The sequence below is a fragment of the Erythrobacter rubeus genome (assembly GCF_014705715.1).
Lineage (GTDB): Bacteria > Pseudomonadota > Alphaproteobacteria > Sphingomonadales > Sphingomonadaceae > Erythrobacter > Erythrobacter rubeus.
This window is the reverse complement of sequence record NZ_JACXLC010000001.1, coordinates 1,658,877-1,671,173: the sequence shown is the minus strand read 5'-3', so window position 1 is coordinate 1,671,173 and position 12,297 is coordinate 1,658,877. Positions and strand designations below refer to the sequence as shown.

Genomic DNA, 12,297 nt, shown 5'->3' with positions numbered 1-12,297 from the left:
CAAAATGGAATCGAAAATGGCCGGTGAGATCGGAATCGATGATTTGCTCGGCTCACCTGGTCCGGTCGAAGGCAGGGCGGATGAGCTAGCCGAATGGCTCGGCTTGTCCTCTCGCCAGATTTATCGGCATGAGACCGAAGGCCATGTCGTGAAGCTCGGCAAGAACCGTTTCGACCTTCAGGCGTCGGTTCGCACCTATTGCGAGTGGTTGCGCGATCAGGCGCACTACGGGCGGCCCGCAACGGGGACCGCGAAGTCGGCATTGGCGGAAGAGAACCTGAGGCTGAAGCGTGAGCAAGCCGATGCGGTGGCGCTGAAGAATGCGCAGGCGCGCGGCGAGCTTGTGCCAGCCGAGAACGTGGAGCGCGAATGGAGCGGCGTCCTTCGGACCGTTCGCGCCGCAATGCTTTCAATCCCCGCCCGCGTCCAAGCTCGACTTGCTCACCTTTCAGCCGATGACGTGGCCGTGATCGATCGGGAAGTGCGCGATGCCCTCACAGAAACCGCGAAAGGAAAAGCCGATGATTGATGAACAATGGACTGAAGAGCCGACGGGACGTGGGTTCTCGTACATGGTGCGCGCGGCGAGCGAGGACTCGACCTCATTCATTCGGAAGGGATTCCAGTACCCGCTCGAAGGATACGTGGAAGCTAGGGCGGCCCGCGATGGAGTTTTTGCATTGCGCCCCGAACTTTTCGCGCCCGGTCTCTACGGTTATGTCCACGGTTGGGGGTCATATCACACCCCGTTCTCCATGTATTACGCAGCCGGAAGCATGATCTGGCAGTTGATGATCGTTCGCGATTGCGAGGTAATCTATAACCGTCGCGACGGCGACCGTAGCTGTCGTGTCCCGCGTGCTTGGATCAAATACACCGCTGAAGCTAAAGACCTGTTGGATTTCCTGCGCGAAGAGGGGACGCCATACGCACGCCTCGTGGCGGACAACTTCGAGCGAGAATACAAGTACTGGCCATCGGTTTTTGATCGCGTGCTTGAGAAACGGACGGCCTGTGCTTGAGCAAGTTCGATCTAGCGCCCTTGAGGCCCTCAGGCCGCCGCCGCGCCTCTCGCTAGCCGATTGGATCGAAACCGAAATGCGGCTGCCCTCAACTGTTTCAGCGCTTCCCGGTCCTGTCCGCCTGTGGCCGTATCAGCGGGGCATTGCCGACGCAATTTGCGATCCATCGGTGACGAGGGTCACGATCGTGAAGCCGGTGCGCGTGGGCTTTACCACGTTGCTGTCCGGGACGCTGGCAAGTTACATCGCGAATGAACCCTCGCCTATCATGTGCCTCTTGCCGACGCAGGACGATTGCCGGAACTACATGACGAGCGACGTGGAGCCGATCTTCGAAGCGAGTCCGGCCCGGCAAGGCCTCCTCTCCGATGATGGGCGCGAGCGGGGGCGCAATACGCTTCTGTCGCGGCGCTTTCCTGGTGGGAGCCTCAAGATTGTCGCGGCAAAGTCGCCTCGCAACCTTCGAGCGCACACGGTTCGCATCCTCTTGATGGACGAAGTAGACGCAATGGAGCCGACGGTCGAAGGCAACCCGCTCGCCTTGGCCGAGCAACGCACACTTAGCTTCGCCAACCGTAAGATTATCTCAGGCTCAACGCCCACTCTCGAAGACACGTCCAACATTTTGCGCGCCTATCGCGGGTCCGATCAGCGCACGTTTGAGGTCCCTTGTCCCGAGTGCGGCACTTTCACCGAAATTCTCTGGGGGCACATCAAATGGGAGCCGGACAAGCCCGAGACGGCGTCATTTGAGTGTCCACACTGCCGATCGATGATCGATGAGCGTCACAAGGCTCAAATGGTCGAGAACGGCGTCTGGCGAGCCACTGCGCCTCATGTAGAAGGTCATGCGGGTTTCCGGCTCAACGCGCTCGTGAGCACGCTAAAAAACGCTTCGTGGGGTGTTCTTGCTTCCGAGTTCGTCCAAGCTAAGCGGAATGGGCCTGATGAGCTTCAGGTTTTCGTCAACACCATCCTCGCGGAAGGGTGGCGCGAGGCTGCCGAGGAGATTGACGAGGGTAAGCTGAAGTCGCGGGCTGAGCCGTTCGGATTAGATGACATTCCGCCCGAAGTCCTCTTCGTAACAGCCGGAGTCGACGTACAAGACGACCGGCTGGAAACCACCTTGCTCGGCTGGTCTCGCGATGAGTGCCTTGTGCTCGCTCACCATGTGATTTGGGGAGCATCGCACGAGGACTCGACCTGGATCGAATTGGACGACTTTCTCAAGTCGAAATGGGAACATCCGAAAGGCGGCACGCTCCGAATTGACGCAGCACTGATCGATTCCGGCGACGGTGGTGTGACCGATCTCGTATATCGCTTCGCCCATGCCCGCTATGGGTGGCGCGTGGTGGCTGGGAAGGGCGTAAGCGGCAATCGGCCCGCGCTGCAAATGTCGAAATCGAAAGGGACTCGGCTTTTCCTCGTAGGTGTGGACGGGCTGAAAGCGAATCTCTTGCAGCGACTCGTGCATGGGCGTTCGATGCGCTTCAGCGACACGCTCAGCGAGGAATGGTACGAGCAATTGGCGAGCGAGCGGCGCGTCATACGGTATCACCGTGGCCGCCCGGTCCGGCAATTCGTTCGCATCGCCGGGCGGCGCGCTGAAGCTCTCGACTGCGTTGTCTATGCGACGGCAGCGCGCGAACTAGTTGCTGCAAATCCTGAGCGGCGCGAAGAGGAACTTTCCAGCCGCGCCGCGCCTAAAGCGAAGGCGCCCGTTATCCGATCGAAATGGATAGGATGAAGCCTAGCTTGTCGACTCGTCTTTCAGACGCCCCAATAGATTTCGTCCCCCTGTATGGACCCAGAAAGCAAATCCTGCCGTTATTACGATAAGCGTATAATTTGGCTCATCGAGGGGTAGTTGCTTTACACAAACGGCTATCAGTGCGGCAGCGGCAATCGCGTTTATGGCATTTGCAAGAGCCTTCACTTGCTCATTGGCTCTTTTGGCATCGAGAGGGGTAGGCGGATTGAACGCGTCAACCCGATCAGCGTACAGCGTCGCATTCCAGCGAGTTAGGATTGCAAGCACCCCGACTGTGACGCTGTTTATGTCGGAGTCCTCGATACTGTCGAAGTACTGGCCTGGTGATTCAGTATTTAGAGCGATAAGAAGTAGGACGAACAATGCGTAGGTGAAAAAGTTAGGCAGTCGCCAATTGATATGTGTTTCTTTTGTTTCGGGTTCATTGCTTCGCAAACTCTCTTCTCCTGGCATGGTGCGCGTCAATTGGGCGAGCTAGAGCAATGCCGCTTCGGCCCGTCTGTTGTCGAGATATTGTGCCCACCATTCTAGCATTTCGCGCCGCTTTGGGAGGTACTGTGCCGAATTGTATGCTGCCCGCACCTGGTTCCTTTCATCATGGGCCAACTGCCGTTCGATCCAGTCAGATTGAAATTTGCCCGATTCGTTGAGAACAGTGGAAGCCAATCCACGAAAGCCGTGAACAGTTGCCTTCCCCTTGTACCCTAGCCTGTACAGAGCAAAGAGCATTGTATTCTCGCTCATCACCCCTTTTCTGAGCCCTGGGAATAGGTGAGGGCCGGGAAGTCGAAGTGCGCGTAATTCCTTCAACAGCGCGACAACTGTGGGCGTGAGCGGCACCAGGTGCTCGTATCGCATCTTCATCCGCTTCGCCGGAATGCGCCAAAGTGGCTTTTTGCCGTCCAGATTCTCTAACTCGCTCCAAACTGCGAAACGGGTCTCGTTCGTTCTGACCATGGTGTAAATCGTGAAAAGAAGGGCGATCGTCGTCATGGGCTCTGGGGGATCAGCGTGGAGTCTTTCGAAGAACTGAGGCAATTCACGTTGTGGAAGTGCCTTGTGATGCTGAACAGGGATGCGTTTCCTCAGAGCGCCCAAATGGTCCTTGGATGGGTCTCGCTCTGCAAGTTGAAGCGCCACGGCATACTGAAACACCTCACCGACGATGCTGTTCAAGCGCTTGGCCATCTCAATTGAGCCGCGATCTTCGACTTTGCGTACTGCCGCTAGTATCTGCCTCGATGCCAATTTGGAGATGGGCACGTCGCCAATTTCAGGGAAAATATCTGCTTCGAGCCTACGAAGTGTGATCCAAGCATAGCGCTCGCTCCACCTCGGCTTCCGGCTCTCGTGCCACTCACGAGCGACTTGCTCAAAGCTATTTGCATCTTCAAGTTCGATTTGCCGCCGAGCTTGTTTGCGTGCCTCGCTCGGATCAATGCCCTCGGATAGTTGGGCTTTCGCTTTGTCGCGCCAAGTCCGCGCAGCCGCAAGCCCAACCGACGGGTATGTCCCGCCCGTAAGCTCCTTTTGTTTCCCTGCGAATCGATAGGCTAGTTTCCACGTTTTTCGCCCCTTTGGCGAAACCGCGATTATCAGCCCTCCACCATCCGCGAGCTTATATGTTTTCTCACGAGGCTTGAGGCTGCGAAGCTTTGTGTCCGAAAGTGCCATGTTGGGCTTTTCGCAGCGACGTTGGGCTTTGACAACATACAGCCCAACAAATCCGTGAGATGCCATGAGAAGGCATGAGACGCTTATTCAACGAAAAATGGCCAAATTTCGCTGTTTTCTGCGGTCCCTGAGAGGCAATGGGACCACATGAGACGATGAGATGGTCGGGGAGAGAGGATTCGAACCTCCGACCCCCTGTACCCAAAACAGGTGCGCTACCTGGCTGCGCCACTCCCCGACATTCATCTCTTCGTTCGCACCGCCATGACGAAATGGTGGGCCCGGCAGGACTCGAACCCGCGACCTAGCCGTTATGAGCGGCCAGCTCTAACCAACTGAGCTACAGGCCCACGAGGTCACTTCGAGCGAACGAGCACGGCCCCTACAGCGGTGTTTTGCGATTCACAAGCACAAGCCTCCGCAAATGTGAGAATTTCCTGCTGAAGCGGCCAAATTCCCGCGCAGGCGGTGGGAAACACGCCCCAATGCAGGCGTCAGCCAGCGGCCTGCCGATCTTCCGCCTTGCTCGGTTCCATTTCCGATCCTGAAGGAAGCGGCAGCGTCAGTGTGACCGCGTCGTCCTCCACGATCAGGTTGCCGCCCGCGCTGCGAGCTTCGGCGCGCGCCAGGCGCAAGGCGAACCCCGCGCCAAAGAGCCCGGCATTGATCGCGGTGTCGACCGGTTTGGCATCGGCGGCGAACACATCTTCTTCCGCGATGAGACTTGCGGGCAGTTCGCAGCCCAGCCGAGCCTGAACAGCATCGGTTTCGATCGTCGCGAAGAGCATCTCGCCCGATGCACACAGTCCGCCGAGCGTTGCGAGCAGCCGCCAGATCAGCGCTTCGCAATCGTCCGGATCGAGCGAAACGAACACCGGCCCAGCGGCTTCGGGATCGAAATCGACACCGGCCATCCGCGCTCTCAAAACCTGACCGATCTGCTTGGTGATACGCCCGACGATGTCGGCAAGATCGGTCGCGCCTTCCTCGATGTCGATCGCGCCTGTTTCGAGTTTGGCCAGCCGGTCGAGTTCCTCAAACCCGGCAAGAATCCTCGCCGCGTCGGCTGCGATGGCGGCCGCCAGCGCGCGATATTCATGGGGGGCGGGGCCGAACAGTTGCTGCTGGATGACTTCCGCGTAACCCTGAACCGCGGTGACAGGCGTGCGCAGTTCGTGGAGCAGCTGGCGAATCCGGTCGGCCTCCTGCGCGGCGGGTGACAACCGCTTATCTCCCGCTCCGCCGAGCCTCCGAAAGCGGCCGAGATAGCCTGCAAAGTTGCCTTCATCGGTGAAAGAGGGCTGCGCATCGACTATCCAGTCGCCCGCGATCGCTTCGGCGCCGTGCAGCGGGAAATTCGCCATCGATACCGGCAGACGCCGGGCAAAGGCGCGCTCGAGCGGGGTTTCGTCTTCATTTCGCCCCAGCGTCTGCGGCCGCGTGAGCCGCGTTCCGATGACCATGGGCGCGATTTCGCTTTCGGCCCAATCGATCCGCCCGCTTACGTCGGCAGAAAAACCAAAACCCCTGATGATGCGATCGCGCGGCTGAGTGACCTCGCCCAGCGGCAGGCGCGGGGAGCGATCGGTGTCGGTTGGCGTGGCATCGCGGGTGCGGCGGAACTGGGCGATCCGCTCGACCAGCGCGGAAATCTCGCTGCGACCGGAATCGGCAGGATCGGCCGGGCGGAACATCGGTGGTTCTTCGTCGGCGACCGGTTCCTCCGGCAGCTCGGCGGCGGCTTCGGGTGCGGAACCGGTTTGAGCAGGGGGCGCAGCTTGCGCAGGTGGAGCCCGTTCGGGCTCCGCTGGAGCCTTGGCTACCTCTTGCGTTGCCTCTTCTTCGGGACGAGGCAGGCCGCGATCGTAAACGCCAAGCCTTTCCAGCAATTGTTCCGCATCGACCGGCAGATCGCGGCGCAAGCGCAGAAAGCCCCGCGCACGAACCGGCAACCGGGGGATGAGCGCAGTCCAGTCTTCGCTGGATAGCTGCGCGCGATTGAGCGCGGCGGACGCGACCTCGGGTTCGTGATCGGCAAGGTGTGCGGCCAGATCGGCGCTGCGAAACCGCCAACCGGCTTCACGAACCATGGCCGCGCGGTGCTCCGCCGGGATATCTTCGGCGAGCTTGTCCATTCGCAGCCATGCAGCGGCGACAAGGCTTTGGCTGCGCTCATCCTGCGGTGCAAATTTGCGGTTCCCCAGAATGTCGAGCAATTGCCTGAACTGTGTGCGCGCGCCCGCCTCGCTCGCGGCGCGATGGCGCAGCACGGTAGCAAGGCGGTCGTCAAAGAACATCGAGGCTCCAGCTGTATTCAGGGCGCGCTCCATGCTCCGAGCGCACCGATTCCATCATCGGCCCTACACCATGCGGCATATGTTACGGGCGAACAGTGACTGTGCGTTGCAAAGCGGGACAATTGCTGGCAAACCTAATAATATTAGCGTTGTGCGCATCCTCGCGGGCATGTTCTTACGCTTTGGGGTCAAAAACAAAATGGTGTGCGAGCGATCGCCGCCCTGTACGCTTTGGGGAGATGCCCACCAATGGCCAATCTAGACGAGATCGACAAGCGCCTGCTGGCAGAATTGCAGGCCGAAGGGCGAGTTACCAACGTCGAACTTGCGCAGCGCGTCGGATTGACCGCGCCGCCATGCCTTCGCCGGGTCCGGGGACTGGAGGAAGACGGTGTCATTCGCGGCTACCACGCCGATCTCGATCCTTCGAAACTTGGCTTCGCGATCACCGTATTCGCGATGGTCAGCCTCAAGAGCCAAGCCGAAAGTGCCTTGCGCGAGTTCGAGGATCACATGGCCGGACTGCCCGAGGTGCGTGAGTGCCATATGCTGAACGGAGAGATCGACTTCATCCTGAAGATCGTCAGCCAGGACCTTCAGAGCTTTCAGGAATTCCTGACTGGCAAGCTCACGCCCGCGCCCAATGTGGAAAGCGTAAAGACTTCGCTGACCATCCGGACCTCCAAACAGGTCCCCGGCGTCCCTCTATGAGCAATGCGGATCGCATCGCTCAGCCGATCAATGGCCGGTGCCTGTGCGGGGGCGTGACGATCACACTCGCCGATGCACACCCCGAGGTCGATATCTGCCATTGCGAGATGTGCCAGCGCTGGGGCGGCTCGATGTATGCAGGGATCGAGGCTGACGGTGCGACCGTGAAGGGCGAAGAACTCGTGTCGGTCTACAAGTCCAGCGACTGGGCCGAGCGTGCCTTCTGCAGCAAATGCGGATCGAACCTCTGGTTTCGTTTCCTGCCGACCGGCAATCGGACTTTCCTCGCCGGAATGTTCGACCTGCCCAAGGGGCTGGGGATCAAGCACCAGATTTTCGTCGATGAAAAACCGGATTGGTACGACCTCGTTCAAGATAGCCCGATGAAGACCGGCGCAGAAATCATCGCCGAGGCAAAAGCCGCCGGCTTCAGTTTCGAATGAGGAACGCTGGCGGATGATGATCGATGAACCGCCTCCGCCACCCGTGTCCCCGCATGAACAGGTTGAAGCTGTCGAACCGCACCTGCCCACAGAAACGCGCGCCGATGGATCGATCGCGATCGATCTAATTTCGCTCGCCCCTCCGCCCAAACAGTGCGCCGAAGAAGAGCCGGAGCCCGATCCTTTCAACCCCGAGATCGTGGTCTGCGGCGAAACCGAGCTTTCCGCGCGCCTCGGAGCGGATTACGGCCCCACCGCCGACGAAGTGATCGAGGGTTCCGCTGTTCCCCGCGCGAAGTGGCAACTGTCAGACAATGCGAGTGCGGAATTGAACGGCACTCAAACGGGCGTGGGCGGATTTTCTGCGCAGGGCGGTGAAGTGCGGGTGAAAATCGACTTCTAACCGGCGCTAATGCAGTTTCAGCTTGGGCCTCACGATCCGGTTCACCCGCCCGATCATCATCAGGAACAGCCCCTTCACCCAGCCGTGAATGCCGAGCAGATGGAGCCGGTAAAGCGAGGTATAGATGAACCGCGCCATGCGGCCCTCGACCGCGAGGCTGCCGCCGACCAGATTTCCCATCAGGCTTCCGACAGTCGAAAAGCGGCTGAGCGAGATCAGCGATCCCTTGTCCTGATAGACAAAGGTCTTGAGCTTTTTGCCCTTCAGCGAGCGAACGATGTTGTCGAACACGGTATTCGCCATCTGGTGCGCCGCCTGCGCGCGCGGAGGGATCGGGGCATCCGCACCTTCGGGAATGTAGGACGCGCAGTCACCGAGCGCGAAAATGCGGTCATCGGTGACGGTCTGCATCGTCTCGCGCACCTTGATCTGGTTGCGCGGGTTCGTTTCAAGGCCAAGCTCGCTGAGAAATTCAGCGCCTTTGACCCCGGCGGCCCATACGATCAGGTCGGCATCGATCTGTTCGCCCGAGCTGGTGAGGAGAGTACGAGGCCGCGCCTCGATGACCTGCGTATCGACCTTTACCGACACGCCCAGTTCGGTGAGCTCGTGCCGCGCCGCATCCGATAGCCGCTCGGGCAGGGCAGGCAGAATTCGTCCTCCCGCCTCCAGTAGCGTCACATTCAAACGGCTCTCATCGAAAACCTCGAGCCCGTAATGCCGCAGCGCACCCGCCGCGTTGTAGAGTTCCGCGGCCAGTTCAACTCCGGTCGCACCAGCGCCGACGATGGCAATCTTCACCTGCTCGTTGGCGTCGGGATTGGCCATCATCGCGCGGCTCACGCGCAGGCAGTGGTTGAGCAAGCGGGTCCGAAACCGGTCGGCCTGATCGCGCGAATCGAGATAGATGCAGTGGTCCTTGACCCCCGGCACACCGAAATCGTTCGAAATCGATCCCACCGCGAGCACAAGGTAATCGTAGCGGATCGTGTGGCCCGCGATCACTTCCTTTCCGTCGGCATCGTACATGGGAGCAAGGCTGATCGTGCGCGTCGCGCGGTCGATCCCATCCAGGCTCCCCTGGAAAAACCGGTATCCCCAGCGGTAGCAGTGCCCGCGATATCCAACCTCATCGAGATTGGCATCGAGCGATCCCGCCGCAACCTCATGCAGAAGCGGTTTCCAGATGTGACTGAGGTTCTTGTCGACGAGAATGATGTCGTGATGTTTGCGCCCGAATTTCGCGCCGAGCTTACGCACGAGCTCAAGCCCGCCCGCGCCCCCACCGACGACGACGATCTGGGTTTTGCGATCGGATGAGTTCTCACCGCGCGGGAACCCTATGGCGGCTGCGTCAGGCGCCACGTCCGGTGCGGCAGCTGACGTCTCAGCCGCGGTTTCGCTGCCCCCGGCGTCCAGAACGGATTCGTGCTTCATCCGCTCTCAACTACCACAAGCTCCGTTTGTGCCCAAAGCTGCGGCAAGGGCGGGCCTGCCTTACTATGCCGGCATATCTCGGGACGAACCGGAACGGTTCACCCCTCGCGTTGCTCCAGCCATTCCTCGAGCCACTTGATCGAATAATCGCCGTGCAGGACATCCTTTTGCCGCAGCAATTCCTGGTGGAGCGGAATGTTCGTTTTCACGCCTTCGACGACCATTTCCTCAAGCGCGCGGCGCAGGCGCATGATGCAGCCTTCGCGGGTGCGGCCGTAAACGATCAGCTTGGCGATCATGGAGTCGTAATAGGGCGGGATGCGGTACCCGGCATAAAGCCCTGAATCGACGCGCACATGCAGGCCGCCTGCGGCGTGGTAGTACGTCACTTCGCCGGGTGACGGGGCGAAGGTGAACGGATCCTCGGCATTGATCCGGCATTCGATCGCGTGGCCGCGGAACTCCAGTTCGTCCTGCGCAACCGACAGCGGCTTGCCATCCGCGATGCGGATCTGCTCGCGCACAAGATCGACCCCGGTGATCGCTTCGGTGACCGGGTGTTCGACCTGCAGGCGCGTGTTCATCTCGATGAAGTAGAACTCGCCGTTCTCCCAAAGGAACTCGATCGTGCCAGCACCGCGGTAACCCATATCGCGCATGGCCTGCGCGCACACGTCGCCCATGCGCTCGCGCTCTTCATCAGAGATGATGGGTGAGGGCGCCTCTTCGAGAACCTTCTGGTGGCGGCGCTGCAGCGAGCAGTCACGCTCGCCCAGATGGATCGCATTGCCCTTGCCGTCGCCGAAAACCTGGAATTCGATGTGGCGCGGATTGCCGAGATATTTCTCGATGTAAACGGTCGCGTCGCCGAATGCGGATTTGGCTTCGTTTCCGGCGGCCTGCATGAGGCTGGCGAGCTTGTCCTCGCTCTCGCAGACTTTCATACCGCGCCCGCCGCCGCCGGATGCGGCCTTGATGATCACGGGATATCCAATGTCGGCCGCGATTTTCTTGGCTTCTTCGGGGTCGGAGACTGCGCCGTCGGAACCGGGCACCAGCGGAATGCCGAGCGCGCCAGCGGTCCGTTTCGCCTCGACCTTATCGCCCATGGTTCTGATATGCTCGGGCTTCGGCCCGATCCAGGCGATGTTGTGCGCCTCGACGATTTCCGCGAATTTGGCGTTTTCGGACAGGAAACCGTAGCCGGGATGGATCGCATCTGCGCCTGAGACTTCGGCGGCGGAAATGATCGCGGCGTGGTTGAGATAGCTATCGGTCGCAGACGGCGGGCCGATGCACACCGCATGGTCAGCCAGCCGCACATGCATGGCATCGGCATCGGCGGTGGAGTGCACCGCGACTGTCTCGATACCCATTTCGTGCGCCGCGCGGTGGATGCGCAGCGCGATTTCGCCGCGATTGGCGATCAGGATGCGGGAAATGCTCATGGCGGCTTAACCGATGACGACGAGCGGCTGGTCGAATTCGACCGGCTGCGCATTGTCGACCAGCATAGCCTTTACCGTTCCGGAACGATCGGCGGTGATCGGGTTCATAACCTTCATCGCCTCGACGATCAGGATGGTGTCGCCCTCGGCAACCTTGTCCCCGACCTTCACGAAATTGGCAGCTCCCGGTTCCGGGGCGAGATATACGGTGCCGACCATGGGCGATTTGAGCGCGTCCGCATGGTCTTCACCAGAGGGGGCCTCTGCCGGAGCAGGCGTCGGCGCAGCCGCGGCGGGCGCGGGAGCAGCAACTGGAGCGGGCGAGGGAGCAGCAGCCATCATCGGAACCGCAACCCCGCCGCCGCGCGATACCCGGATCTTGCGGTCGTCATCCTCGACTTCGATTTCGGTAAGCCCGGTCTCGTTGAGGAGCTCGGCGAGCTCGCGGACCAATGCTGCATCGATGTTCATGCCGGATTTCTTACCAGCCGCCGGCTTACTCGTAGCCATGCATACCCCTTGTGTCGTTTCGGATGTGACTATTCACGCCAATTGCGGCTGGCAAGTGGCAATCGATGCAAAACGCGCAATACAAAGGGGATCAGACCTCGCCGGAGGCCACGGCTTCAAGGGCTATGCGATAGGAATCGGGCCCGTGCCCCTCGACGGTTTTCGCCGCGGCCATGCCGACATAGCTGGCGTGCCGGAAGTCTTCGCGGACCTTCGGGTCCGACAGGTGCACTTCGATGACTGGGGTAGTGATGGCCTTGATCGCGTCGAGCAGGGCGATCGAGGTGTGGGTGTAGGCGGCGGCATTGAGCAGCACCGCGCGGGCGCCCTCGGCCTGCGCCTCGTGTAGCCAATCGACCAGCATTCCTTCGTGGTTGGTCTGGCGCATGTCGATCGCAAGACCCAATTCGAGCGCGCGATCTTCGAGCATTCCTGCGATCTCGTCGAGCGTGACCCGCCCGTAAATCTCGGGCTCGCGCAGGCCGAGCAGATTGAGGTTTGGCCCGTTGAGGACGTAGACGGTGTTTGTCATGGCTCAAGGGATAGCGGGTCTGACCAGCTCGGGCCATCCTTAACCC

At 60.4% G+C, this 12,297-nt stretch carries 13 protein-coding genes and 2 tRNA genes; 6 read left to right on the top strand and 9 right to left on the bottom strand.

Translation table 11 applies throughout. The annotated features are described in order from the left end of the window. Positions 1-16: 16 nt before the first annotated feature. From IB285_RS08240 to IB285_RS08230, 3 genes are all read left to right on the top strand, one after another. Positions 17-529 (top strand): terminase small subunit, encoded by a 513-nt coding sequence (locus tag IB285_RS08240; RefSeq protein ID WP_190787719.1) that lies wholly within the window; start codon positions 17-19, stop codon positions 527-529. Next, the gene (locus tag IB285_RS08235; RefSeq protein WP_190787718.1) at positions 522-1,022 is read left to right on the top strand and encodes a hypothetical protein; all 501 of its coding nucleotides are present in this window, start codon (positions 522-524) and stop codon (positions 1,020-1,022) included. The genes IB285_RS08240 and IB285_RS08235 overlap by 8 nt, the downstream gene beginning before the upstream one ends. Positions 1,023-1,098: 76 nt before the next feature. Beyond that, positions 1,099-2,772, top strand: a complete 1,674-nt coding sequence (locus IB285_RS08230) for a phage terminase large subunit family protein (RefSeq protein ID WP_190787717.1) — start codon at positions 1,099-1,101, stop codon at positions 2,770-2,772. A gap of 3 nt (positions 2,773-2,775) precedes the next feature. Here the strand turns inward: IB285_RS08230 and IB285_RS08225 are convergent, their stop codons facing one another. The 5 genes from IB285_RS08225 to IB285_RS08205 form a co-directional block, all read right to left on the bottom strand. Further along, on the bottom strand, positions 2,776-3,261 hold the full coding sequence (locus IB285_RS08225; RefSeq protein ID WP_234033096.1) for a hypothetical protein: 486 nt from the start codon (positions 3,259-3,261) through the stop codon (positions 2,776-2,778). A gap of 9 nt (positions 3,262-3,270) precedes the next feature. Next, positions 3,271-4,470, bottom strand: a complete 1,200-nt coding sequence (locus IB285_RS08220) for a tyrosine-type recombinase/integrase (RefSeq protein WP_190789041.1) — start codon at positions 4,468-4,470, stop codon at positions 3,271-3,273. 161 nt (positions 4,471-4,631) lie between these two features. Beyond that, positions 4,632-4,708: transfer RNA gene (locus IB285_RS08215), tRNA-Pro, on the bottom strand. 35 nt (positions 4,709-4,743) lie between these two features. Beyond that, positions 4,744-4,820, bottom strand: a tRNA-Ile gene (locus IB285_RS08210). 144 nt (positions 4,821-4,964) lie between these two features. Then, positions 4,965-6,767, bottom strand: a complete 1,803-nt coding sequence (locus IB285_RS08205) for a HAMP domain-containing histidine kinase (protein ID WP_190787715.1) — start codon at positions 6,765-6,767, stop codon at positions 4,965-4,967. A 249-nt stretch (positions 6,768-7,016) separates the two neighbouring features. Here IB285_RS08205 and IB285_RS08200 point away from each other — a divergent pair, with 249 nt between their 5' ends. Genes IB285_RS08200 through IB285_RS08190 form a run of 3 tightly spaced genes read left to right on the top strand, consistent with a single transcriptional unit; the run spans position 7,017 to position 8,324 of the window. Next, positions 7,017-7,478, top strand: a complete 462-nt coding sequence (locus IB285_RS08200) for an Lrp/AsnC family transcriptional regulator (protein WP_190787714.1) — start codon at positions 7,017-7,019, stop codon at positions 7,476-7,478. Further along, entirely contained in the window at positions 7,475-7,921 is a 447-nt protein-coding gene (locus IB285_RS08195) for a GFA family protein (RefSeq protein WP_190787713.1), read from the top strand. Before IB285_RS08200 ends, IB285_RS08195 begins: the two co-directional genes overlap by 4 nt. A gap of 13 nt (positions 7,922-7,934) precedes the next feature. After that, positions 7,935-8,324, top strand: coding sequence for a hypothetical protein (locus tag IB285_RS08190; RefSeq protein ID WP_190787712.1), 390 nt, complete (start codon positions 7,935-7,937; stop codon positions 8,322-8,324). 6 nt (positions 8,325-8,330) lie between these two features. On the opposite strand, the gene IB285_RS08185 is transcribed toward IB285_RS08190, so the two are convergent. The 4 genes from IB285_RS08185 to IB285_RS08170 all read right to left on the bottom strand — a co-directional run bounded on the left by IB285_RS08185 (position 8,331) and on the right by IB285_RS08170 (position 12,251). Further along, complete coding sequence (locus tag IB285_RS08185; protein ID WP_190787711.1) at positions 8,331-9,761, bottom strand: NAD(P)/FAD-dependent oxidoreductase; 1,431 nt, start codon at positions 9,759-9,761, stop codon at positions 8,331-8,333. Between the two features lie 98 nt (positions 9,762-9,859). Then, positions 9,860-11,209, bottom strand: coding sequence for an acetyl-CoA carboxylase biotin carboxylase subunit (gene accC, locus IB285_RS08180; protein ID WP_190787710.1), 1,350 nt, complete (start codon positions 11,207-11,209; stop codon positions 9,860-9,862). 6 nt (positions 11,210-11,215) lie between these two features. Then, on the bottom strand, positions 11,216-11,719 hold the full coding sequence (gene accB / locus IB285_RS08175) for an acetyl-CoA carboxylase biotin carboxyl carrier protein (RefSeq protein WP_407925604.1): 504 nt from the start codon (positions 11,717-11,719) through the stop codon (positions 11,216-11,218). 91 nt (positions 11,720-11,810) lie between these two features. Next, a complete protein-coding gene (locus IB285_RS08170; protein ID WP_190787709.1) occupies positions 11,811-12,251 on the bottom strand; it encodes a type II 3-dehydroquinate dehydratase in 441 nt (146 codons plus the stop codon). Positions 12,252-12,297: the final 46 nt, after the last annotated feature.

Coding starts and splice junctions, on each gene's coding strand:
- IB285_RS08240 (WP_190787719.1), top strand. CDS start 17: ATGGCCGGTGAGATCGGAATCGATGATTTGCTCGGCTCACCTGGTCCG.
- IB285_RS08230 (WP_190787717.1), top strand. CDS start 1,099: ATGCGGCTGCCCTCAACTGTTTCAGCGCTTCCCGGTCCTGTCCGCCTG.
- accC (WP_190787710.1), bottom strand. CDS start 11,209: ATGAGCATTTCCCGCATCCTGATCGCCAATCGCGGCGAAATCGCGCTG.
- IB285_RS08190 (WP_190787712.1), top strand. CDS start 7,935: ATGATGATCGATGAACCGCCTCCGCCACCCGTGTCCCCGCATGAACAG.
- accB (WP_407925604.1), bottom strand. CDS start 11,719: ATGGCTACGAGTAAGCCGGCGGCTGGTAAGAAATCCGGCATGAACATC.
- IB285_RS08220 (WP_190789041.1), bottom strand. CDS start 4,470: ATGGCACTTTCGGACACAAAGCTTCGCAGCCTCAAGCCTCGTGAGAAA.
- IB285_RS08200 (WP_190787714.1), top strand. CDS start 7,017: ATGGCCAATCTAGACGAGATCGACAAGCGCCTGCTGGCAGAATTGCAG.
- IB285_RS08235 (WP_190787718.1), top strand. CDS start 522: ATGATTGATGAACAATGGACTGAAGAGCCGACGGGACGTGGGTTCTCG.
- IB285_RS08170 (WP_190787709.1), bottom strand. CDS start 12,251: ATGACAAACACCGTCTACGTCCTCAACGGGCCAAACCTCAATCTGCTC.
- IB285_RS08185 (WP_190787711.1), bottom strand. CDS start 9,761: ATGAAGCACGAATCCGTTCTGGACGCCGGGGGCAGCGAAACCGCGGCT.
- IB285_RS08195 (WP_190787713.1), top strand. CDS start 7,475: ATGAGCAATGCGGATCGCATCGCTCAGCCGATCAATGGCCGGTGCCTG.
- IB285_RS08205 (WP_190787715.1), bottom strand. CDS start 6,767: ATGTTCTTTGACGACCGCCTTGCTACCGTGCTGCGCCATCGCGCCGCG.